Source organism: Thermogemmata fonticola, assembly GCF_013694095.1.
Taxonomy (GTDB): domain Bacteria; phylum Planctomycetota; class Planctomycetia; order Gemmatales; family Gemmataceae; genus Thermogemmata; species Thermogemmata fonticola.
In genome coordinates this window covers 265,279-288,054 of the sequence record NZ_JACEFB010000003.1, presented here as the reverse complement: position 1 = coordinate 288,054, position 22,776 = coordinate 265,279, and the positions used below count along the sequence as shown (strand labels likewise).

Annotated in this window: 19 protein-coding genes and 1 pseudogene; 10 read left to right on the top strand and 10 right to left on the bottom strand. The window is 60.6% G+C overall.

The window, feature by feature from the left end; all coding sequences use genetic code 11:
* The first annotated feature begins 48 nt into the window (after positions 1-48).
* The 4 genes from H0921_RS07220 to holA all read left to right on the top strand — a co-directional run bounded on the left by H0921_RS07220 (position 49) and on the right by holA (position 3,804).
* On the top strand, positions 49-705 hold the full coding sequence (locus H0921_RS07220; protein WP_194537373.1) for a bifunctional 4-hydroxy-2-oxoglutarate aldolase/2-dehydro-3-deoxy-phosphogluconate aldolase: 657 nt from the start codon (positions 49-51) through the stop codon (positions 703-705).
* Between the two features lie 199 nt (positions 706-904).
* Positions 905-1,888: a sugar kinase gene (locus H0921_RS07215; protein ID WP_194537372.1), complete on the top strand. Its 984-nt coding sequence runs from the start codon at positions 905-907 to the stop codon at positions 1,886-1,888.
* A gap of 138 nt (positions 1,889-2,026) precedes the next feature.
* Positions 2,027-2,680, top strand: a complete 654-nt coding sequence (locus H0921_RS07210; protein ID WP_194537371.1) for an NAD(P)H-hydrate epimerase — start codon at positions 2,027-2,029, stop codon at positions 2,678-2,680.
* Positions 2,681-2,799: 119 nt separating this feature from the next.
* Positions 2,800-3,804, top strand: coding sequence for a DNA polymerase III subunit delta (holA, locus tag H0921_RS07205; protein WP_194537370.1), 1,005 nt, complete (start codon positions 2,800-2,802; stop codon positions 3,802-3,804).
* 146 nt (positions 3,805-3,950) lie between these two features.
* On the opposite strand, the gene H0921_RS07200 is transcribed toward holA, so the two are convergent.
* The 4 genes from H0921_RS07200 to H0921_RS07185 all read right to left on the bottom strand — a co-directional run bounded on the left by H0921_RS07200 (position 3,951) and on the right by H0921_RS07185 (position 9,309).
* Positions 3,951-4,871, bottom strand: coding sequence for a DUF1559 domain-containing protein (locus H0921_RS07200; protein WP_194537369.1), 921 nt, complete (start codon positions 4,869-4,871; stop codon positions 3,951-3,953).
* A gap of 70 nt (positions 4,872-4,941) precedes the next feature.
* The gene (locus tag H0921_RS07195) at positions 4,942-5,814 is read right to left on the bottom strand and encodes a hypothetical protein (RefSeq protein ID WP_194537368.1); all 873 of its coding nucleotides are present in this window, start codon (positions 5,812-5,814) and stop codon (positions 4,942-4,944) included.
* Between the two features lie 781 nt (positions 5,815-6,595).
* Positions 6,596-8,122, bottom strand: a complete 1,527-nt coding sequence (locus H0921_RS07190; RefSeq protein ID WP_194537367.1) for a hypothetical protein — start codon at positions 8,120-8,122, stop codon at positions 6,596-6,598.
* Positions 8,119-9,309: a glycosyltransferase family 87 protein gene (locus H0921_RS07185; protein ID WP_194537366.1), complete on the bottom strand. Its 1,191-nt coding sequence runs from the start codon at positions 9,307-9,309 to the stop codon at positions 8,119-8,121. Before H0921_RS07185 ends, H0921_RS07190 begins: the two co-directional genes overlap by 4 nt.
* Before the next feature lie 228 nt (positions 9,310-9,537).
* Here H0921_RS07185 and ung point away from each other — a divergent pair, with 228 nt between their 5' ends.
* Together ung and H0921_RS07175 are read left to right on the top strand one after the other, a co-directional pair.
* Positions 9,538-10,242: a uracil-DNA glycosylase gene (ung, locus tag H0921_RS07180; RefSeq protein ID WP_194537365.1), complete on the top strand. Its 705-nt coding sequence runs from the start codon at positions 9,538-9,540 to the stop codon at positions 10,240-10,242.
* A 452-nt stretch (positions 10,243-10,694) separates the two neighbouring features.
* Complete coding sequence (locus H0921_RS07175; RefSeq protein WP_194537364.1) at positions 10,695-14,267, top strand: PVC-type heme-binding CxxCH protein; 3,573 nt, start codon at positions 10,695-10,697, stop codon at positions 14,265-14,267.
* Between the two features lie 75 nt (positions 14,268-14,342).
* Here H0921_RS07175 and aroC read toward each other — a convergent pair whose 3' ends face one another.
* Positions 14,343-15,509 (bottom strand): chorismate synthase, encoded by a 1,167-nt coding sequence (aroC, locus tag H0921_RS07170; protein ID WP_194537363.1) that lies wholly within the window; start codon positions 15,507-15,509, stop codon positions 14,343-14,345.
* Positions 15,510-15,543: 34 nt separating this feature from the next.
* Here aroC and H0921_RS07165 point away from each other — a divergent pair, with 34 nt between their 5' ends.
* The gene (locus H0921_RS07165) at positions 15,544-16,275 is read left to right on the top strand and encodes a hypothetical protein (protein ID WP_194537362.1); all 732 of its coding nucleotides are present in this window, start codon (positions 15,544-15,546) and stop codon (positions 16,273-16,275) included.
* A 155-nt stretch (positions 16,276-16,430) separates the two neighbouring features.
* The gene (ltaE, locus tag H0921_RS07160; protein ID WP_315851859.1) at positions 16,431-17,477 is read left to right on the top strand and encodes a low-specificity L-threonine aldolase; all 1,047 of its coding nucleotides are present in this window, start codon (positions 16,431-16,433) and stop codon (positions 17,475-17,477) included.
* A 51-nt stretch (positions 17,478-17,528) separates the two neighbouring features.
* Here ltaE and H0921_RS07155 read toward each other — a convergent pair whose 3' ends face one another.
* Positions 17,529-17,888 carry a TIGR03066 family protein gene (locus H0921_RS07155; protein ID WP_194537361.1) on the bottom strand — a complete coding sequence of 120 codons (360 nt, stop codon included), beginning with the start codon at positions 17,886-17,888 and terminating at the stop codon, positions 17,529-17,531.
* Positions 17,889-18,461: 573 nt separating this feature from the next.
* Here H0921_RS07155 and H0921_RS07150 point away from each other — a divergent pair.
* Together H0921_RS07150 and H0921_RS07145 are read left to right on the top strand one after the other, a co-directional pair.
* Complete coding sequence (locus tag H0921_RS07150; protein ID WP_194537360.1) at positions 18,462-19,103, top strand: metal-dependent hydrolase; 642 nt, start codon at positions 18,462-18,464, stop codon at positions 19,101-19,103.
* 250 nt (positions 19,104-19,353) lie between these two features.
* Entirely contained in the window at positions 19,354-19,977 is a 624-nt protein-coding gene (locus H0921_RS07145) for a dual specificity protein phosphatase family protein (protein ID WP_194537359.1), read from the top strand.
* 247 nt (positions 19,978-20,224) lie between these two features.
* Here H0921_RS07145 and H0921_RS18500 read toward each other — a convergent pair.
* From H0921_RS18500 to secG, 4 genes and pseudogenes are all read right to left on the bottom strand, one after another.
* Positions 20,225-20,431 (bottom strand): annotated as a pseudogene (locus tag H0921_RS18500) (DNA-directed RNA polymerase subunit omega); the annotation flags it as partial.
* A gap of 29 nt (positions 20,432-20,460) precedes the next feature.
* Complete coding sequence (gene gmk / locus H0921_RS07135; RefSeq protein ID WP_315851858.1) at positions 20,461-21,117, bottom strand: guanylate kinase; 657 nt, start codon at positions 21,115-21,117, stop codon at positions 20,461-20,463.
* Between the two features lie 22 nt (positions 21,118-21,139).
* The gene (locus tag H0921_RS07130) at positions 21,140-22,015 is read right to left on the bottom strand and encodes a YicC/YloC family endoribonuclease (RefSeq protein WP_228499151.1); all 876 of its coding nucleotides are present in this window, start codon (positions 22,013-22,015) and stop codon (positions 21,140-21,142) included.
* Positions 22,016-22,145: 130 nt separating this feature from the next.
* Positions 22,146-22,442: a preprotein translocase subunit SecG gene (secG, locus tag H0921_RS07125; protein WP_194537357.1), complete on the bottom strand. Its 297-nt coding sequence runs from the start codon at positions 22,440-22,442 to the stop codon at positions 22,146-22,148.
* Positions 22,443-22,776 lie beyond the last annotated feature (334 nt).

Below are 22,776 nucleotides of genomic sequence, written 5' to 3'. Positions count from 1 at the left end.
TGTGAGGAGTGAAATGGAAGGTGCTAGCGGCGGCCCAAAGGAGGAAGCATGAACCGAGCTGACGCGCTAGAGCGGATACTGGAAAGCGGCTTGGTGGCTGTGGTCCGTTTTGAGGACCCTGAGCCGCTCGTCGAGGCTTTGACCGCTTTGGCAGCGGGCGGCATAACGGTGGCTGAAGTGACCTTGACGGTTCCCCAGGCCTTAGAGGTTATTCGGGCAGCGCGGCAGCGCCTGGGGGAACGCGTGCTGCTCGGAGCGGGCACCGTTCTGGACCCGGAAGCCGCCGGAGCTGCCTTGTTGGCGGGAGCGGAGTTCATCGTGGCCCCCACAGTCAATACCGAGGTCATTCGCTTGTGCCGCCGGTATGACAAGGTGGTGATGCCCGGTGCTTTCACCCCCACGGAAATTCTGACGGCATGGGAAGCCGGGGCGGATATTGTCAAAGTCTTCCCTGCGAATGTGCTGGGTCCAGAGTTTTTCCGGGCCATGCGCGGACCGCTGCCCCAGATCCGACTCATGCCGACGGGCGGTGTGGACCTGTCCACTTTAGGGGACTACATTGCTGCCGGTGTCGCGTGTGTCGGGGTGGGAGGACAGCTTTTGGAGCCAGCGGCTGTGGCGGCCCGTCAGTGGGATCGGCTGACTGAATTAGCCCGCCAGTATGTGCAGGCCGTGCGCCAAGCCCGACAGCGTCGCCGAACGTGAACTTCCTCTTTTTTCGCTCGGAGTCGGCAACACCAGCCTGTTGCTGGGATCGGAATCAAAATTTCCAGCAGAGTGGCCTGTAATTGATCTCTAGTTTACAAAGTCCGATGGCTTGGCATTGGACGTCGTTGCATTGATGGGTTGGCATCGGACGTCAGCGCGTCGCGGCGGCTAGAGTTTCCTCGCAGAGGAAGGGAAAATGGCGGAAGTTGTCACTTTGGGCGAGGCGATGGTGCGGCTGTCGCCGCCGCATTTTCAGCGGATTGAGCAAGCCCGCAGCTTCGATGTGGAAATCGGCGGGGCGGAATTGAACACGGCGGTGGGTCTCGCACGGCTGGGGCATACCGTGGCCTGGGTGTCAGTCCTACCGGCGAACCCCTTAGGCCGCTTGATAGCCCGGCGTGTGCGTGAGGCGGGGGTGGAGGATCGCTGGATTCGGTTCACAGATGAGGGGCGCTGCGGTTTGTACTTTTTGGAGTTTGGAGCTGCTCCACGTGCCAGTGCGTTGCTTTACGATCGCAAAGACTCAGCCTTTTCCCGCCTGAGACCGGGCCAGTTGGAGTGGGAGCGCATTTTGGCGGGGGCGCGTTGGTTTCATGTCAGTGGCATCACCGCAGCCCTGAGCGAAGGGACCGCCGCCGTGGTCGCCGAGGCCTTACAAGCCGCACGCCGATCTCAGGTGCAGATCAGCTTCGACCTCAATTATCGGGCCAAACTCTGGGATCGCGACACCGCCGCCCGTGTGCTCGGTTCCCTTCTTCCGTTCTGCCACGTCCTGTTCACCAGTGAGGCGGATGCGGAGTTCCTCTTCGGCATCCGAGGTGAAAGTTTCGACGAAGTGGCGGCGGGTCTGCGGCAACGCTTCGGTGTGGCCACCGTCGTAGGCAGCCGGCGGGAAGCCGAGCTAGTCTGGCGGCAACGTCTGGCGGTGCTTGGAGCGGATGAACATCAGGTGGAAGAATCGAATTGGTACGAAGTGGAAATTGTCGATCGCCTTGGGGCGGGGGACGCTATGGCTGCCGGTGTTATCCACGGCTTGCTCGCTGGCAGCCTGCAACAGGCGGTGCGTTATGGCGCGGCGATGGCAGCGCTCAAGCACACCATCGTGGGTGATCTGCCCTGGATCGATCCTGATGATGTGGAAGCTGTGCTCCGCGGCGACAGCCTTCGCATACGGCGGTAGCAGTACCGTCTTCAGCGATAGAAGTGCCCCCGGTCCCTGATAGGATGAGGCGCACGCGCCGAGCCGGTAAGATACTTCCCTAGCCGAGGATTCCGGTGGGCACGAGATTTGGGCGGTATGGAACTTGAGGAAGGACGTATGGAGGCGGTGCACTCTCTGACCCGCGAACAGGTGCGCGAACTGGATCGGCGGGCGATGGAGGAGTTCGGCGTGCCGGGCCTGGTGCTGATGGAAAATGCCGGGCGGGGATGCGCCGAGTGGCTGATGGCATTGAACGCCGAACGGCTGCCGACGCTGGTGGTGTGCGGTCCGGGAAATAACGGTGGCGACGGTTTTGTCATCGCCCGCCATCTCGACAATCACGGTTGGCCGGTGACCGCTTGGCTCTACGGCGATGCCAGCCGTTTGCCGCCGGATGCTGCTGTCAATTTCGCCATCGCTCAGCGCTCCGGTCTGCTGGCTCCTCCGCCGCCCCAGTTCCGGGGTTGGATTGTCGATGCCCTCTTTGGCACCGGTCTGACTCGCCCGCTAGGGCCGCCTTACGACACCTTGATTGCTGCCCTGAATGCCTCCGGCAATCCGATTTTCGCCGTCGATATTCCCTCCGGCTTGGATTGTGACAGTGGTGTGCCCTTGGGTCCGGCCATTTGCGCTCAATACACCGCCACCTTTGTGGCCCGCAAGCGGGGCTTTGATAACCCGGCTGCCGCCCGTTGGACCGGCCAGGTGCGCGTCATCGATATTGGAGCACCCCGCCGGTTAGTCGAACAATACGGCAGCGGAGTGTCCTGACGGCAGAAAGATGTTCCAAGCATAGCGCCGATAAACTGAACGGAGCAAGTTGGTACTTTCCGGGACGGCCTCGCGTCGTAGGTTGCCCGTAGCCACAAACCTTTTTCCCGCAGTTGAACATGGAAGCCTTGGCTTTCCTCCAGCGTAAGACAGTTCCGAGGCATGCGATTTACGTGCTCAGCGGCGAAGAGGATTTTCTCAAGCGCCAAGCCCGTGAAAAACTGCTTTCCGCCCTGGTTCCTTCCGACGAGCGGGACCTCGCCCCGGTGGTCCTCCCTGGCGAGCAACTGGATTATTCCACCCTGCGTAACGAACTGGACACCTTGCCCTTTCTGACGTCCTGCCGCGTGGTGGTGGTCGAAAACGCGGATTCTTTCATCACGGCCCATCGTCCGGCGCTGGAACAACTGGCAGCCCACCCGCCGCCAACCAACGTACTCATTCTGGAGGTCAAAACCTTTCCGGAAACGACACGACTGGCCAAGGGCTTGCCTGATACCGCCAAGATCAGTTGCAAAGCGCCGCCGAGTTACCGGCTGGCAGCTTGGTGCGGGGAGTGGGCTGAGCATCGCTATGGGAAACGCTTGGCTCCTGATGCCGCGGAATTGCTGGTCGAATTGGCGGGGTCCACCCTGGGCGTTCTGGATCAGGAGTTGGCCAAATTGGCGACTGCGGTCGGCCAAGCGGAAAGTATCGGCGTGGCGGATGTCCAACGTTATGTCCATCGAAGTCGTGCGGCGGATGTTTTTCGGATTCTGGAAGCCATCGGCGCTGGCAATCCTGCGGAAGCACTGAGTATTCTCGAAGAGTTGTTCACGGAGGGGGAGGATCCCCTGGCCATTCTCGCGCCGCTGTCCGCCCAACTGCGCAAGCTCGCCGCCGTGGCCCGCCATGTCTCGGCAGGTCAATCTCTTAGTGCCGCGATGGATGCCGCTGGCATTCCCTCTTGGCCCAGAGCCAGGCAAAATGCTGAGCAGCAGCTCCGTCATCTCGGACGGCGGCGGCTGAGCCAACTGTCCCACTGGCTGGCCGAACTTAACGCCGGACTCAAAGGCGGTGATCCGCTCCCCGAACGGGTGCAGCTCGAACGGTTCATCGTTCAGTTGGCCCGTCCCCGGACGTAGAATCTGCCTAACTCCAGGCTATAACGCCGACCCGAAAATAGAGATGCGAGCGGTACCAATTGTCAGGCATCGATTGGTTTGCCGAGCGGCAGAGAGCCTCGTCGGGGATGCCTCGCCTGGGAATGCCTCGTCCATCATCGGTGCGCTTACCAATCGGGAATCACTTGCCCGTCGTTGCGGTTTCCCAGCAATTCAAAGGTGTAGGGGTTGATGGTGGTAGGAATCGGCCGCACACTGCCATCGCCCAAGCAGAACTGCACGACCGTCATATGGCGGCTGCCAAACTTCCATCCCATATCCTGCGGATGAGTAGTTGGGGGAAGGTCCGCGGAGGCTGCACGGGTGGAGCAGAACGAACTGAACGGACTGGCCGTGCCATCGTAGAGGGAACAATCCCACCAACCGTAGCCGTGGCGCGTGAGGGGGACATGTTTTTCGCCAATGAGCAGGGTGTTGCTGAGGCCATCCGTGAAGGCGGAAAAACTCAATCCGCGGCCCATTTCAAAGGCCCCGTGGAGCGACGGCACATAGTGACAGGGGCTGTCCTGCCCGCTCCGGTCCACAAGCGCGGCGTAGTCGCCCAAGGCTCCGGGGATGTGGACCAGTTGTTGTTGCGGGTCATTCGGGTCGTATTGGGCAAAATCTCCCCACACACTCAATTCCCCGCTGGAACGCCGGGAAGGGCAGAAGTACACCTTGACTGACGTTTGCCGTGCCATTGGGCTTTGCAGAACATAGATGCCCCGCAAGCCATCAGGCCGGAAATCCCACGCTCGATATAGGTTGTCTTGCTCCAGGTAGGGCAGGATCAACACCGCCCACGTCGCCTGGGTAGGGCCTAATCGTGAAGGGGGAAGCCGCTCGTGGTCGTTGTGGTACATGTGCATCGCCAAACCCAGTTGCTTGAGATTGTTGGCACAAGCGATGCGGGCCGCTGCCTCACGAGCTTTTTGCACCGCCGGTAGCAGCATTCCCATCAGAATGGAAATGATGGCAATCACCACAAGCAACTCGATGAGGGTGAACGCCTGGTGCCCGCGGGTGACAGAGCGGCTTGTAAGAGACATAGGAGTTTCTCCGGAGTGTGAGAGGGAACGGGAGCGCGAATCGGGGTATGCAAGGCTTCCAAAGTTGGGGTCATCTTCCTGCGGGGGGAAATGCAAAGCCGCCTCCCGGCGGTTGGGGAAGCGGTGCGATAACTCCACCGGAAGCGGGTAATCCCCCCAGGGGGGATAGGCTGTTCTGCGGGCTGATACGGAAGCGGATCGTTTCCTCCGGCCAGCCGAGAGCGGCACCGGCCAATTCTAGTTGCAGAGGGCCAGCAGAGGCAGTGGGTGCGGCGAACAGCAGATGGACGTGCGAGGCCAGGCCAGGCATCAGGCGGCGCGAGGGTCGGCCCCGCTCCACCGACCAACCGGGGGGCCATTGGGCCACGGCTAGCGCTTTGCCGGAAGGTTCCCGCAGCGTCACTCCAGAAGCTTCTCCCACTGCCCACTGGGACAGGTCGATCAATCGCTCCATTCCCACATGGGTCACTTGCACTGTGAGATGGAGGTAAGCCTCTTGTGTCTTCCTTCGGGTGGACTGCGGGCCTCGTAGCTCCACGGGGGCGATGGCGGCGTTGGTGACCGTTACGCGCAGATCCTGGTATTCCCAGGACACTTGGGCAGCATCCAGCCATTGCTGCGGTTCCAGGGGAGTACGGCGTTGGGTGGCGTGATCGAGCATCACCGGTCCGGAAAAACCAGGCTGCCGGTATGCGCCTTGCGGATCCAGACGGAACCATTCTGGTGCTAGCAGCACCAAAAGGATCAGCAGAAAGTGCAATCCGCTTCCCGCTGCTCCTAGCCAGCGTGCCCGTCCTTCCGCACCCAGTGTGAGCAGACCGGTGAAGGCGCCGATCGCCGCTACAGCCAAGCTGACGAATCGACCATAAGGCAGTTGAGTGGCCAGCGCTGCGGGGCCGACCAGGATTGCCGAAATGAGGGCAAAGACAAAAGCCGTTTCCACGGGAGCACGTCCAGAGTCCCCTTCCTCGGCCTGAGGGGAGGCCGATGTCAGGCTACTGGAAGGTGGAAGCGTGGAACTCGATGGCCGGCTCCGGGAATGGCGTTCCCTCAAGACGGGGGAGGGTTCGGTGGTGTCTGCGTGGCCCCACGCCGCGCTGCTGCTGGTCTCAGCATTGGACAAGGTCTCGGCACTGCCCGGGTATGGCTCCGGGGAAGGAACAGTGGACTGCGCGGGAGAAGAGGGCAAACTTGTGGACCAGCCGGGAGCGCCTTCCGAGGGGACCACCGTAAAATTACTCCGGCACCGCGGACAGGTAGCACTGACCCCCACCGCCGACTCCGGTGCGCGAACTCCCCCCTCTCGACAATACGGACAAATGGCAATAATTGTCGGCATAGCACACCCGGCGGAAGTGAGACGGGAATCCTTATCCCCTTTCTCGACATTCTATGCAACAACGGACCCACGAGCTGCGTTGGTTACATTTGGCTCTCTCAACTGATAATCAAGTCTCGGCGCGCAATGTGGCACTGAGGCGGGAAATCTTCGCATCTATCTAAACGCTTTACATACGCTTCCCGACCCAGTTGTCCGCAGGGGAGTTGCCAGTTTCGTCCACCGTCCGCTGAATTGCCAGAGGCGGTCTCCCAGGGCTACGTTCATACGAAGATATTTTCCCGCACGTTTTGATCCCGGGAGATATTTTCCCGCACGCGTTTGACCCCTTGGTGCTTTCGTATGCCCAGAGAAGTGCAGACCGATGCGAACGAACGAGGAAGGATCAACGGCGGCGGTAGAAGGCGGCCAGGGTGTCATGAGCGAGCAGTTCCCATTCCTGGGGCCGTGTTGCAAAGTAGCGTGCAAAGGGTGTGTTGTGGCGGACCAGGGCATAGTCGAAGGTGCCGTATCGTTCCTCCCACTGTGGGATAGCTTGAGCGGCTCGGCTGTCATCGCTGGCAGCCAGGACGAACGCATGGAGCCATTCTCCCCCGAACAGTTCACACCGATCATCGACGAAAACCTTATAGGCCGGCGCGTAGAAGATAACGAAGCCGCCATCACGGTAATCATTGAACAAGCGTGCCGGTAGATGCGACCGATCCTGCTCGGATTGCAGGATGGGGAGCACCCCGACAGGCCACTCAGTGGACGGTGGAATAGCATCCGGCTGGCTGAGCGGGGGGAGGGAGAGGTTTCCGGCCTGGAGTACCAGTGACATGAGTAGGACACTCAAAGGGAGAATCCAAGACCGCCACGGACAGGGCCAGTGGTACGGAGCGGAGCGGAACCAATCGGGACGGGTGCTTTGGGCCATCCGCGCCCAACAGGTCTGGGGCCAAAAGGCGGCCAGGATCGGCAATACCACCACCACGAACAGAGCGGCATGGCGACAACGTTCCACAGCTTGCACAGCCCAGAGCAGCGGTAGGAACCACGTGACGCGCCACGCCCGCTTTGGCAGACCCAACAGCAGGAAACCGTAGGCGGCGATCAGGAACCAGGCCGGCCAGGCAGCCGGATCGAACGCCGATAAGGGCCGGTGTTCCTGAATGATCTGCCGGAGTACCGGTTCGTCCAGGATGGATTGCCAGGCGCGGCACAAGTCCCAACCATAGGGATTGGCCAGCATCAGCAGAGGGGGCAGTAGCAGTACCGCGACGAGGAGGAACAGGTCCTGCTTGTGCCGCAGGGGAGAGGGGCCGCCCATCCGCCACAAGAGAAACCAGCCGCCAAAGGTGATGAGCAGGCTTCCCCAGCCGCCTAATACCCCGCCGTGAAGGTTGGCCCAGAGCACCAAAAGGGGGACTAACCAGCTCAGCTTTCTCAGAGGCGCCCGGCCCGTTTCCACTTCAGCTAACAGGATCGCGATGATGGCCATACCGGCGATGGTGACCAGGTGGGGGCGGACATGGAAATGGGTTCCCGCGGCAGCCAGAGCCATGGCAACCGCAGCTGCCATCGCCACCGGATGCCAGCCTGCTGTCAAAAGACGTTGACCCAAGAGGGCGAAAATCCCCGCTAGTAATACCGCCGCTGCCCACAACTGCAATTCGAATCCGCCCCACCAGTACAGCCAGGCCATACCCATCTCGCCCAGCCATTGATGGGGAATCCACAGGTTGCCGCCGAAGGTAAAAGTGAACGGGTCCTGCCGGAAGAAACCCTCTTGCCATAGCAATTCCCCGACGCGTGTATGCCAAAAAGTGCCCGGATCGCGGAATAAGCGGGAGGGTCCCACGGCCATGAGCACAAGCCAGACCGTGAGAAAAACCAGCGGGGTCGGATGCCACCAACGGTGCCCTGTCATGCAGTGTTCACGCCTTGTTTTTCACGTTCTCGCGAGGAAATTGTCGTCAGAATGGCAATTGTTCCGTACAGCAAGGCCACAGCCGGCGCCACCCACCCGAAGGTGTAAGACGGCTGGCGGAACAGGTTGAACAGCAAGCAACCCAGGTCGATGGCGGCCAGGGTACCACCTACCATCCAAAAGCTCCAGGTTCCCAGGCGGGGAGCTTGCTGAAGCAACAGGAAAAAGCCAGCAGGCAGCAGCAAGACCAGGTCAAAAGGCCAAGCGCCATACGGTGCGACCACGAATGACGCGAGCAGAAGTGGTGGAGTGAGTGTGCGCCAGCACCAATGTCTAGGCCAGCCGCTTGCCATTGCCGCGCCCAAAGCCACCAATCCCAGTAGGGTCGGCACAAATTGCAGAGAAAAGTATTCCGCACCCAGCCAGGCCCGAAGATACGCCCCCAAAGTCGGCGAGTACCACTGGGCCGGGGGACGGTGGAGCAAGGCTTCTCCGTAGTCCAGGAGAATCGCTGGGCGCCCCAGCATCACCACTCCAACTGCCAGAGCGGCCGCCGCCGCCCCTGCCAGCAACACGGTCCACTGCCGCTGCTGCACGATCCAGAACACCTGAAGCATACCCAACAGGATCACCAAATGGGGCTTGATGGCTAATAGTCCCAGCGCGATCCCGGCCTGCCAGGAACGGCGTGCGGCCTGGCTGTCCATCCACAGGACGGCACCGAGCAGGACCAGGGGCGTAATCTGGCCAGCCTGCAAGGCGAACAAAGAGGGCAGCCAAGCGAGGGTCAGCAGCCACCCCACCCAGCGCCGCTCAGAACTGCCCCCATACATCCGCCACAAGCGATCTCCGCAATACAGCAGCACACTGGCCTGGACGGCTAGCCAGAGCAGTTGGGCCGCGCGCGCCGACAGCCAAGCCAAAGGTAGCACCACCGCCAGGGTCCACGGCGGATTCCACATCATGACGGCTGTGTCTGTCGAACGCCCCCCTGCTTGCTGGAGGGGCAGTAACAGTTCCGCCGCATAAGGATTTTGCCCCTGCCGCAGCAGATGAGCCGCCGCCCAGTACTCAATGCTGTCATCTGGAGGCCAAACCTCCGGATGCCGCCACAAATAGCCCACCTGACTAGCGAGCAGGCCTGCTGCTCCACCACCCAATGCGATGACCAGCCCAAAGCGCCTCATGTCAGGAACATAGAACGCGATCCCTTCGCTGTCACATCCCCAGGACCGCACTGCGGGCGGGAAACAGGAATCAAAAGGCTGGCACTTCAGGCAAACACTGAGCCAGTCACCCTAACTAAATGAGGCGAGGGTTCCTCTTTTCTTCCCAACTGCATAGGATATAACCCCGATCTTTAGGTTTCTGGCAGCGAGCGACACAGGAGTTTCGGATCGTCCAGAGATTTGTTCATGGGGAAAGCGTTTTCGTTAGCTCTGCCGGATGATTTGGAGTCAGGCTGGCGTGCTGTGTTGGAAGAGCAAACCCGGCAGTCCTACTGGGAAAACCTGAAGGCATTTCTGGCATCTGAGTGGCAGAATCATACCGTTTATCCGCCGGGGGAAGATATTTTCAATGCCTTCCGCTACACGCCACTTTCCCAAGTGCGCGTGGTTCTGTTGGGTCAGGACCCCTATCCCAACCCTGGTCAAGCTCACGGCTTGTGCTTTTCGGTGCCTCCCGGTGTGTCTTGTCCGGCTTCACTCCGCAACATTTTCCGGGAGCTACACAGTGATTTAGGTATCCCTTCGCCCTCCCATGGCTGTTTGATCCCCTGGGCGCGGCAGGGTGTGCTGTTGCTCAACACTTGTCTGACGGTGCGCGCAGGCCAACCCCAATCCCATGCTGGTCGGGGTTGGGAACAATTTACCCAGGCCGTGCTCCAGGTCCTCAATGCCCATTCCCATCCTCTAGTCTTTCTCCTGTGGGGAAATGCAGCTCAGAAAGCCGCCGCGGGAATCGACCCGCGACGCCATCATTTGCTAAAGGCACCCCATCCTTCCCCCCTGTCCGCGCATCAAGGTTTTTTTGGCTGCCGTCCTTTCTCCCGGACCAACGCTGCCCTGGAGCAGATGGGTCTTCCCCCGATTGACTGGCGACTGCCCGCTACTCTGTGACAATTCCCTTTGCTGCATGGCGTGGAGAAGAACAAATCCAGGGAAGGGGATTCTCCACCCGTGACCATTTCTTCTTCCAACTGAACATCTTCCTTCTGCTTCTTCCAACTGAACATCTTCCACCTGACCGCCTGCTGGTGCACAGGATTCAGGGACTACGGAAGCCGTCAGGCCGTTGGGCGGGTCGCACGCGAGGGGAGGTTTTCTGGGTGGAAGCGGTTTTCGTCGGTGCGATGCCGAAAGGCAAGTATTCCGGCGAGGATGCCGGGTGTTCGCCGCCGAGATACTATGATGTCAGAAGAGGGGAAAATAGGCGGGTTTTAGCTAGGAGGGACCTTGCGAGAGCGAGGCAGAGCACCCCCCCCGGTAATTCCGGAGCCAACCCCTCTTCCTTACCCCTGGGGTCTTCCGGTCAGAGCGGGCATCTGGTCCAGCACACAGGAAGCTTGGTTATGTCCCAGTTGTTTCGCGGGTTGTGGTTGGCAGGTGTATGCCTGGTGGGTCTGGGCAGTTTTTCTGCCGATGTTTTGGCCCAGCGGGAGTATGGATTTGATAACCGCAAGGGTTCAGGCCAGCCGTACCTTCCGCCGCAGGAGACGGTCGCGCGCTTTCAGGTGCCTGCGGAGTTTGAGGTGAAGTTGTTCGCGGCGGAGCCGTTGGTGACGAATCCCATCGCCTTCACGGTCGATGAGAAGGGCCGGATTTGGGTCATCGAATGCTTCGAGTATCCCAAGCGGACGCCGAAGGGGCGAGCGCCGCGGGATCGGATCGTGATCCTGGAAGATACGGATGGGGATGGTGTGGCTGATAAGCGCACCGTTTTCGCGGAGGGTAAAGATTTTCCAGTTCCCGAAGCGCGTCGGCGCGCCGGTTTGGGGGCTTTTGACCTGGCCAGCGGTATCGAGGTGGGATACGGGGGAGTCTTTGTCGGTGCCCCCCCTTACCTGTGGTTCATCGAGAATCGCGGTGACAAGCCGGGGCGTTTCGAGGTGTTGCTGGAAGGGTTCGGCAGCCAGGATACCCATGAAACGCTTAACACGTTCCAGTGGGGTCCGGATGGCTGGTTGTATGGCTTGCATGGCATCTTTACGCAGTCCGAGGTGCGGCCGGCTCAGGCGGCGGCCAATACGCCTCCGGTGCGCCTCAATGCCGCCGTCTGGCGTTACCATCCCCGCTCGAAACGGTTCGAGATTTTTGCGGAGGGGACAAGCAACCCGTGGGGTATGGACTGGCGCAATAGCGACGGCCAATTTATTCTTTGCTGCTGCGTGATTCCCCACTTGTATCACATCGTACCGGGAGGGATTTATCAGCGGCAGGCGGGTGCCAGCTACCACCCCTACGTGTACGGCTATCTGCGGGAAATTTGCGATCACACCTTCCATAAAGAGAGCGGTTGGGCCCATGCGGGTTTGATCAGTCTGGATGTGCCCCATTTTCCTCCGCGCTTTCAGAACAGTGTCATCTTCGGCTCCATCCACGGGTGTAGTATCAAGCAGAATATCCTGGAGTCGCGGGGAAGCACCTATCTGGCCCGGCGCGGCGAGGATTTCCTGCGTTCGGGAGACAAAAACTTCCGCCCGATCAATCTCAAATGGGGTCCGTGGGGCGATATTTACGTCATTGACTGGCACGATCAGCATCCTTGTCACCAGACCCATCCCGATGACTGGGATTATGACCACGGGCGGATTTACCGGATTCAATTGCGGGGAACGGCTGGGCGACGCGCGGACGATCTGGGCCGATTGGACGGAACAGCCCTGCTGCGGGAAGCCCTGTCGGATCATCCCTATCGCTGGCGGACCGCCTTGCGCCTGCTTTACGAGTTGCCCGCGGAGCGCAAACCCGCCTGGACCGAGGCCGAACGCCTGGACCTGTTCCGCCGCCATCCGCTTCGCCGGGTCTGGATTGCCCAAGCCTTAACTCGCTCTGCGGCGCAGGAACCGGCGGAGTTCGCGCCGGACCATCCATCCTCTCAGAACGCACCGCCGGAAGTGCTCGCCTGGCAGGTCCGGTTCCTAGCAGAGTCCAGCAAAATTAGTGACAAGGTAATGGCAAAAGTGGCGAGTTGGGCTGCAAAACAACCCTCAGCCACGGTGCGGCGGGAACTGGCTTCCGCGGCTCTGCGCTGGGCGGATCAGAGCGATGTCACTCCCCTGCTGCGAGCCTTGTTGGCCCATAAGGAGGACGCCCGCGATCCGGTCATCCCACAACTGCTTTGGCTGACCTACGAGAAGCTGCTCAGTCAGCAGATGCGGCGGGATGCGACCTCGACTACGCCCTCAAATCAGCAGGACTCTCCCCCTGGCTCGAACGATAGTAGCCAGCGGCGTCCAGAGGCAGCGCCCGCCGGAGTTGGTGATTTCTCCGGCGAAGGTCGCCAAGCAGCGCCAGCCGTGGAGCCGTCGGTTCCCCCTGGGGAGAAGGAAGTGGAGAAAGAGTTGGCGTGGCTAGCTCAGCAGTCGCCGGGCAATGACTTGATCCGAGAGCAGATGGTACCGCGGGTCATGCGGCGCCTGGCAGCCAGCGGTCGGCGGGAACATTTGCAGCGCTGCCTCGATTTCGTGCAACAGGTGGCGGATCGGACCACGCGCGAAAAGGCCTTGGAAGGACTGATGGCGGCGTTGGACAAGCAAGTGGTTCCGCCACCGGCCAACTGGCCGGCCGTCCGAGAAGAATTGCTCCGTAGCCAGCACCCGCCGTTCCTCACGGCAGTCCAGCGATTGTCTGTGAGCTTCCGCGATCCCCGTGCGGTGCAACAGGCTCTGCAAACCTTGCAGGAGGAAGGGCAGGCGGTACCGGCGCGGATCGAGGCGATCCGGCAACTGGCTCTGTTACAACCGGCGGAGGGGGTACCCGTCTTGTTGCGCTTAGCCGTTCAGGGCGGGCAGGAGATGGTAGCCGTGGAGGCGGTGCGCGCTCTGGCGGCGTACTCCGGCCCGGAAGTGGCCCACGGTTTGCTCCGCTCCTGGCCGCGCCAGACACCAGGGGTGCGGGCGGAAACCCTGCAAACACTCGCCAGCCGCAAGGAATGGGCCAGAATGCTGCTCCAGCACGTGGCGCAGGGAACCATCGAGCGGACTGCTCTGACGGACAATGTCATCCTCCGCTTGCAAGCCTTCCAGGACAAGGAACTCGATGCCTTGATCGAGAAACACTGGGGGCGCACCCGTCCCACCCCTGCGGAGCTGGCTCAACTCATCGAGCGGACCCGCACCGCTTTGGAGCAAGCCCCCGCCTCCTTCCTGCGGGGTCGCAAGGTATTTGAAAACCAATGTGCCAAATGCCACAAATTTGAGGGCCAAGGCGCAGAGGTGGGACCCGCTCTCGACGGCGCGGGACGCGACATCGATTACATCCTCGTCAACGTACTCGACCCCAATCGCGTCATCGGCGCTCCCTACTTCGTCCGCACCGTCGTCACGCACGACGACATCGTCTTCCAGGGCATTCTGGCAGAAGAGGATGACCAAAGCATTACCTTGAAGCTGGAAGGCGGCGCCTTCAAGACCATCCGCAAGGCCAACATCGCCGAAGTACGCATCGCCGAGAAGTCGCTCATGCCGGAAGGCTTGAGCAACAACATGAGTCTCCAGGAGTTCCGGGACCTGATCCGCTACCTGATGGCGCATCCCTTCATCACCGAAGGCCGAGTCAATGGCGAAACCGTGGCGGTGGGAGTATCCGGGCGCTTTGTCCTACGTCCCGGCAGCGAGGGTAAGGGGAAGGCCATTCTGGAAGCGACCTTTACGGCCACAGCAGCTCTGGAGACGCGCCTGCTCATCGGTTCCGCTGCGCCTTACGAAATCTTTCTGGACGGCCAGCGGATTGGTCGAGGGACGGGTGCCGCCGGGCGTGTTCGTCCCGATATGGATGCCATTCCGGTACGGCTCTCCGCCGGGAAGCACACGGTGACCGTCCGCCTTGAGTCTGTGGCGCCTCAGGGCAGTCCGTTGTATCTACGCTTCCTCGATCCCGATCGCAAACTCCGCTATCCCGATATGCTTCCGAACCGGCCCTGAATCGATTCCATATCCGTGAATTTCTCGGAGGGAAAGCGGTTGTCCTCACGAGGGGAGAGCGCACGTCCTATCGGCTCAGGAGTGTTGTTCCTGTGATGGCACGGGGGCGGGGGCAGCCGGAAGCTGATCCAGGCGGTTGCATTGGGCACGGAGCCAGTGGTCGGCCAGAACCAAAGCCAGCATGGCTTCCCCCATGACGACGAAGCGTGGCAAGAGGCAGGGGTCATGGCGGCCTTTGACGAGCAACTGCGTCGGCTGGCCGCTGCGGGTAACGGTCCGCTGCGGGCGAGGAATTGAACTGGTCGGCTTAAGAGCCACTCGGCACAGGATAGGTTGGCCGCTGGAAATGCCGCCGAGCATGCCGCCGTGGCGGTTGGTCTCGCTCGCCAAGGGGGGGATGTTCGGGTCGGCTGGTGGGGGATACGGCCGAGCGGCGGGCAGAAAGGCATCGTTATGCTCACTGCCGCGCATGGCTGCTGCCGCAAACCCGGAGCCATACTCGAAACCAACCACCGCGGGCAAAGAGAGCAGGGCTTTGGCCAGGTCGGCTTTGAGTTTGTCGAAGACCGGCTCGCCTAATCCGGGCGGGACACCCACGGCCACCAACTCGCAGACCCCGCCGATGGAATCACGATCCTTGCGGACCGATTCGATCAACTCTTCCATCTGCCGGGCAGCCTGCGGGTCCGGGCAGCGTGTCGGGGAAGCTTCAATCTGTTCGAGAGTGAGGCGGGTGGGGTCCGGAATTGTTGCGCGGATCGGTCCAATCTGAATGACGTAACCGAGGATGCGGATTCCTGCACGTGCCAGCAGTTTTTTGGCCACAGCCCCGGCCGCGACTCGGCAGATCGTCTCCCGAGCGCTACTCCGCCCTCCTCCGCGATAGTCGCGCCGGCCGTACTTTGCCTCGAAGGTATAATCCGCATGCCCTGGCCGGTAGGTCTCCCGGATTTCGGCGTAATCGCTGCTGCGGGAATCGCTGTTGCGGAACAGAATACCGATAGGAGTGCCGTCGGTCTTGCCCTCAAAGACACCGGACCAGATTTCCGGGAGGTCGGCTTCGTCCCGCTGGGTGGTGAGTTTGCTCTGGCCGGGACGACGGCGTGCGAGGTCCGGGAGCAGGTCCGCTACGGATAGCTCCAGTCCTGCCGGGCAGCCGTCAATAATGCAGAGATAGCCGGGGCCGTGGCTGACCCCTGCTGTGGTCACGCGAAACAGTGTCCCGAACGTGTTACCTGCCATAAACCTGATTATATCAGTCGCGGAGGATGCCGGAATGCTTTGGATGCGTGCCTGTTCCTGGACAAACGCCCGCACTGGCCCAGACTCGGACCTCGGTCGGCTCGGACGGTGCTTCGGGAATATTGTGCTGTTTCTGCTAGGCCTCGCACCGCTGGCCGTTGTGGCCCAACCTCCCCCGCCTCCCGCGGCCAAAGTGGACGACCAGCGCTACGGTATCCGCCTCAACTTACGCCTCTATCCCCAAGATACACCGAAAGCGGCATTGCAGTCTCTGCTCACGGCGATTGAGAAGAAACAATATGCCTATGCCGTGGCTCATCTGTTGGACCCTGCCACAGTCGATGGCCGGTTGAGTGATCGCGCCATGCTCTTCCTGGACCGTGCCGAGAAGGAATTGCGCCAGGAGCGCCTCCGCCAGCAGAAGACTCTGGTTCCCTCAGAGCCGCGCCTGCCCGCCGAACCGCAGCAGTGGAAAGAATTGGTCCTCCAGCGTGCTCGCGAGCATGCCTTCCGCGAATTGGTGCAGCAGGTGCAGCAGCGGCTGGAGGCTGAACCGCACATCCTCCGGAGTTTGGCGAAAATCCTGGCCGCGGGTCAATTCACGGACACGGCCAATGGAGTCAAGGCCAGCCACCCGGAGGTGCTCGACGGCGCGGTATACTTCCGCCAGATCGGGCCGCGCTGGTTCATCGACAATCGCCGGGAGGATTCACCCAGTCCGCCGCCCGCCTCCAAAGAGCCATCGCCCAAAGACAAGGAAGACTGAGACCGGCATGTATCCGCCGGCTGTCCTTCTGAGGGAGGAAACCTGTCTTCATGCCCTCGAGAATGTTCAAGACTCTCGCTTGGGACCCGCGTTAGGGCGAGCACTGGTCTCTGTGAGGGGAAGTAGACGACTCTCGCCGTGGAGGAGGAAATGCCGTGACGACTCCCGATCATCTCATCGATCTCCGGAGTGACACGGTGACCCGTCCGACGCCAGGGATGCTGGCGGCGATGATGGCGGCCCGCGTGGGGGACGACGTTTTTGGCGAGGACCCGACGGTTCGGACCCTGGAAGAGCGGACGGCGGCTCTGTTCGGCAAGGAAGCGGCGGTGTTCGTGCCCAGCGGAACGATGGCCAATCAAATTGCCGTGCGCTTGCACTGCCAGCCGCAGGATGAAGCCTTGGTCGAAGCCACCAGTCACATCTACCTGTGGGAAGCTGGCGGACCGGCAGCACTCAGCGGGGTGACCTGCCGGCCGATCCCGGCTCCGGGAGGACAACTTCGCGTCAGCCACCTCGCCGATGCCATCCGCCCGAATGATTACCATTATGTTCGCACTCGCCTGTTGTGCCTGGAGAATACTCACAATCGCGGGGGCGGGACCATTTATCCCCTGGGAGAGGTAGCTCAACTGGCAGCATGGGCTAGAGAGCACGGCCTGGCTGTTCACATGGACGGCGCCCGTATCTGGAATGCGATGGCAGCGACTGGCATCCCGGCAGCTCATTGGGGGCAGTATTGCGACACTCTCGCGGTTTGCTTCAGCAAAGGTTTGGGAGCACCGGTGGGTTCCATGATCCTGGGAAGCCGGGAGCAGATGGTGCAGGCTCGCCGCTATCGTAAACTGTTCGGCGGAGGGATGCGCCAGGCAGGCTACTTGGCGGCGGCTTGCCTTTACGCGCTCGATCACCATATCGACCGGCTGATTGAGGATCACGCCCATGCTCAGCAGCTTGCGCAGGCGATCGCCGATGTGAGAGGCTTGAAGCTCACGCCTCCGGAAGTCCAGAGTAATCTCATCTGGTTTGAAGCGGAGCCGCCTTGGACCTCTGCCCAGCAGGTGGCCGAACTCCTCCGCCAGCGGGGCGTTCTGGTGGCGGTCCTCGGCCCGCGACTGCTCCGTGCCGTGACCCATTTGGACGCCAGCGCTGAGGATTGCCGCTATGCGGCAGAGGTTTTCCGCAGCCTTCGGCCAGCTTGATCCCGCAGCTTCCCCTGCCACTCGTTCCCGGCGGGCTTTTCCGCTATCGCCTTATTTCTTTCTCCGAAAGGCTTCATCCTTCCCTTTGGAATCTGTGGTCACAAACTCGGTATCGGTTAGCTTCTTCACCGTGAGCACCTCTTTCTGCTCTTGACCGGCGAAGGCGATGGTGACCTCTAGCTTGTTCCCGTCCAGTTTGTAGGTTCCCTCGGCTTTTTCCGTTTTCCCCATGATCTCGACGGTTAGCGTCCACTTCCCTTTATCCGCGAACTCGAGCGTGAGATTGGTCAGTTTGCTATCGACCGGCTCCCATTTGCCGAGCAACTTCTTCGGGTCGAGCTTCTCCTGCGCCAGGGTGATGGCGGTGCTGAGGCTCAGGATCAGCAGACTCAGGCTGAACAAGCGTGACATTCTGGACCTCCTTGTGCTAGTGCGAGGCACGGTGTGGATTCACAGCGGTCCCTTGCCGGATGCCGCTGGAGAAACAACTTCATTCCTTTCGATCGGAAAACATGGATTCCCGTGAGGCAAAGGCCGCCGCTTCGTAAGCGGAACTGCCGCAATTTGCAGTCCTGCTTCCGGAACCTCCCCCAGACTACGGGAATCCAGCAGAATTGTCGAGAGCAATTCCACCTTGCCGGTCGGGTGGGTGCAACCAGATTTTCTGGGGGTTCCCTGCCGGGTAGTCCGCTAGTCTGGGGAAACACCTCGCGGGTTCAGCCCCCACCCCCAGAGAATCTAGTTACACCCTACTAGTGTCTCGGTCTTGTCTCGGCGGCCTAAAGGGACCAAAAGATGAATCGAGGATTCTCGAACAGCTCGAAGAATCCTCTTGCCAAGGGTTCGCGCGCGCATCAGTATGGTGAGGAACAACATCGCTCAAAGAAGCGTGGGGAACTGCGCCGTCAGGGTGGGACGGGGTGGATGGTGGAGGTAACATTGCGGGCTGGCGGGTTTTCCTGAGGGAATTGGATTGCGACTCCAGTGGCAGGTTTCCGCACACACATAGCTGTTTCGAGTGGTTTGGGCGTCGTTTATGGCGCCGCGGCCGTTCAGCCTCTGGGGTTTCCCAGTGAGGCCGGCTTGCTGGCCGCTCTGCTCACCGCTGTGGGCGGAATGCTTCCGGACATCGACAGCGATACCGGCGTACCGATGCGCGAAATGAGCCACCTGACCTCGGTCCTCGTCCCCTTGATGCTCTTACCCCGTCTAATCCCCTTGGACCTGACGCGTGAAACCCTCTTGGCCGTGCTGCTCATTGCCTACGTGAGTGTGCGATTTTTCATGACCTACATCTTCCGGCGTTTCACCGTACACCGGGGAATGTTCCACAGCATACCCGCCATGCTGATCGCAGGACTGGCGGTTTACTTGGCCTATGGAGGTCCAGATCGCCCCCTCCGCTGGCTGCTGGCTACCGGGGTCATGCTTGGCTTTCTGTCCCACCTGCTTCTGGATGAAATCTTCGCGGTGGATTGGCGGGGGTTGGTACCCCGCCTCAAACCGTCTGCGGGAAGCGCCTTGAAGCTGTACTCCCGCTCCTACTTCGCCACGGCCTTCTGCTACCTTCTTCTAGGCGGTCTGCTCTACCTCACCCTTCTAGATCATGTCCACGGCGCAGATTAGCAGGCATTTGGGGACCGTCGGAGTCATTTCCCCTTCCTCTGTCAACTCCGGGGTGTTATGGTGCTGTGGCCAGTATGAGTTGGGCCGGAGTCGAGCGGTTATGGTTCGTTGGGGCGGTGGCGGGAGAAGTCCGAATTGGGCGGCCGGGAGATGAATGCAGTCATGGGCATCGCCCCCTACCTGGGGAAGGGAATAAGCAGCGGAAGTGGAGGTGAGGATAGTGACGAAAGTAGCGGAGGCAAGAATAATCGTGAAAGTGCAGACAATGTTGGCCTTGGGAGTGCTTCTCGTGATAGCAGCGGGTCCGGTGGCCTTCTATCGCCATCGGGAACTCCACGAGCGGAACTTCCGGGTTGTGGCGGATGGTATTCTGTATCGCAGCGGCCAATTGACGCCGGCGGGGCTGGATCGCATCATCCGGGAACGGGGCATCCGCACTGTGGTGAGCTTGCGGAAAAACCACGAGCGTTCCGACGGATGGGAGGAAGCCTTCTGCTCCGAACGAGGTGTTCGGCATGTGCGGATCGTTCCGCGGGTTTGGGCGGCAGATGAGGAGGGGGATATTCCCGCTGAGCAAGCGGTGCGCCAGTTTCTGGAAGTGATGGACCATCCCGAAAATTATCCGGTTCTGGTGCACTGCTTTGCCGGGATCCATCGCACGGGGACCATGGTGGCCATCTTCCGCATGGAATACCAGGGTTGGACCCTGGAACAAGCGCTAGCGGAAATGCACCATTGCGGATTTGAGCCAGAAGAAATGGAACAGGACTTGGCTGCTTACCTCCGCTCGTACACTCCCCGGAGGCGGCAGCAGACTGCCCCGCCGGAGTTGCTCCAGGAAACGTCCCTCCTTCGAGCGAACCCCCGCCGATGACGAAGGGTAGGCCGATTGGCCGATGAAACCGGGGTTATTTTTTCCCTTTTTTCTTGGTCGATTTATCGCCTTTGGCGTCCTTGGCTGCCTTAGCGGTCGAAGGTGCCGGTTGCGAGGAAGGGGCGGACGGTTCGCTCTTGGCCTCCGCTTCCTCGCGGCTTTCTGGGGGATGCGAAGGCGGGGGAATGTTGATGGCGGGTACTCCGAAGCTGCCGCCGGGCAGATTGGCCAGGGCTGTCTGATTGCGAGTTTGGATGTTGCCGGATGTATCCAGGTAAATTTTGTCTTGCAAAATCTCCTGGATGACGATGGCCATTTTGTCATTGGTGCGGAGATCGACCAGCGGCTTGGCCCCTTTGTTGAGGGCGATCAAGCGCTTCTGGATCAGCGTGGACAGTTTGAAACGTCCGCCCACTTTGTTGACAATCGCCTCTTCTTTCAGTTCTTCGAGCATCGCTTGGGTTCCTCCTCCCTGGGAAAATGTTACGGGTTGGTGTTTCGGGATTTCAAGGCGGCGAAGCGGGGAGCGATGGCTTGCTGCACCTGTTGCAAGGCAGAGTCAAGGTTGTCGTTGATAACGACCACATCAAAGTGAGGCGCGGCGGCTAGTTCGGTTTGGGCCGTTTGCAGGCGGCGCTGCAACCGCTCCTCCGACAGATCGCCTCGCTGGCGCAAGCGTTGTTCCAGCGTCTCCCAATTGGGGGGCATAAGAAATATATGCAGTGCATCGGGGACAAGTTCGCGGATGCGGGCGGCCCCCTGCACGTCGATAACCAAAATGACGCCATACCCCTTGGCCCGATATGGCTCCACTTCGTCCCGCGGCGTACCGTAATAATCCGTATCAAAAACACGAGCCCACTCTAAAAGATGCTGGTTGCGGATGGCCCGTTCAAATTCTTCGCGGGTCCAGAAATGGTAACTTTTTCCCGGAATTTCGCCGGGACGGGGAGGGCGGGTGGTGGCTGTGATCGCCCGCCGCAGAGGCCAGGGACTGGTGGCAACGAGACGCTCGACTAAAGTCGATTTTCCCACGCCGCTGGGACCGGACAGGACGATCAATGGCCCCGGTTGGACCGGTTCTGGCTCTGCCGTCTGCATCGCAAAAATATCCCGAACGGACACCGCGATGAAGTTCACCGTCCGCCTCCCCCTGCCAGGTTCACTCGATGTTCTGCACGAGTTCGCGGGCCTTTTCCAGCAGGGCTTTGATTTCCACCACATGCCGGGAGACGGTGACATCCGCGGCTTTGGCTCCCAAGGTATTCGCTTCCCGCCCCATTTCCTGAACGAGGAATTCCAGTTTGCGGCCCGCTTCCCGCCCTTGGCGCACGAGGTCGGCGAATTGATCCAAATGAGCTTGCAAGCGTGCCACTTCCTCGCTCACGTCGCTGCGTTCCGCGAATAGGGCCACCTCCCGGAGCAGATGGGTTTCCTCCACCGGGACCGCGGCTTCGCCGAGCAGTTGCCGGACGCGTTCCCGCAGTCGCTGCTGGTAGTCCTCTTTCACTTGGGGCAGACGTTGCTGCACGCGTGCCAATTCCGCATGCAATTGGTGGTGGATGTGGAGCAGGTCCTCCGCCATGGCTTGCCCCTCGCGCTGCCGCATGTCGCAGAGCCGTTCCAGGGCGGCTTCGAGTGTGGATTCGACCAGCGACCATTCATCCGCCGGGGGAGTGCCGAGATAAGGAGAGGTCGTGACCAGGCCGGGAAGCAGGAGCAGACCGCTAGTCAAATGCGGGAAGGCTTCGGGACAACCGGCGCTTTGGCAAATCTGGCGGAGTTCCACCAAACATGCTCGGAGAGTATCTGCTGGCCAACGGAGGGCCGGCAGCGTGGGCCGCTCTACAGTGATGTGAACCGTAATCGTACCCCGACGGACCCATCGCCGGACAACCCGTTCGATTTCCGCCTCGTACATCGGGTAGGGGTCATCGCCGCGCACCACCACCTTCAAATAGCGGTTGTTGAGGCTACGAACCTCCACTGCTGCGGCTCGTCCGGAGTGTTCCTGACGTGCCGCCCCGAAACCAGTCATGCTGTGCAACACACTGACCACCCTACACCCGCACCTGTCCGCCACCGATGCCCGCCTGTCGGAACCCCTGGAACCGCTTTGGCTAGCCTAATCCGCCCTCCCGCCGTTTTTTCTCCCAGAAGACTGACTTTTACCGCACGGACCCGACCAAGGGCTGCTCTTCAAGTTCCCGCGAGTCGTATTTGACCACCTTGACATGGATCATGATGAGTAAGACCCACACCCCCGCGACCCATAGGGTGATCTTGACGAACTGATCCGCCGCTCGCGAACCGAAGGGACTGGAGCCGCCCACACCTCCAAAGGCGCCGGCCAATCCTCCACCTTTGCCTCGCTGAATCAACACCACGAGCATCAAAAATAGACCTACCAGGATGATGATGAGATTGAGCAAGTGGGACAACCACCACACACTCCACAGGGCCACGGTCGCTTCTCCTTGACAAGGCCACGAGATTCGGCGGGAAACCAGCGAAGATGGGGGCGGGCACTCCTTGGCGAGGAACGCAGGCATTTTCCCTTCGCCGGCTCTGATCCCCATCACTGCATGAGAACAGTTACTATAGGACGCACTTTCCCCCGCGCCTACCCCACCAGCAAAAATTATGCCTTTTGTTTTAGGTTATCAACCTTCCAGATGATTGTCACCGCCTCGGTCCAGTTTCCTTCGGTTTCCGATCTAATGTGTTTACGAATCGACCAACTACCCTCGAACTCTCATTTCCCGGCAAGAGCATCCTGTCGGGTTACTAATGCTTTCA